Annotated in this window: 1 protein-coding gene; it reads left to right on the plus strand. The window is 41.2% G+C overall.

What is annotated here, in order from left to right; all coding sequences use genetic code 11:
- The coding region (locus FD20_RS12855) for a GDP-mannose 4,6-dehydratase (protein ID WP_157060951.1) at positions 1 to 226 on the plus strand (226 nt) is incomplete at both ends.

Here is a 226-nt window from a genome sequence, read left to right on the forward strand (position 1 = left end):
ATACTCTGCCAGCAAGGCATCTGCGGACTTGTTAGTGCGGGCATATTATGAAACTTACGGATTGAATGTTAACATTACTCGTTGCTCGAATAACTATGGACCTTATCAATTTCCAGAAAAACTGATACCATTGATGACATCAAATGGTATGGATGGAAAAAAACTGCCGATCTATGGTGATGGCAAGAATATTCGCGATTGGCTGCATGTTTCGGATCACTGTCAG

The sequence above is a fragment of the Liquorilactobacillus uvarum DSM 19971 genome, from assembly GCF_001434935.1.
Lineage (GTDB): Bacteria > Bacillota > Bacilli > Lactobacillales > Lactobacillaceae > Liquorilactobacillus > Liquorilactobacillus uvarum.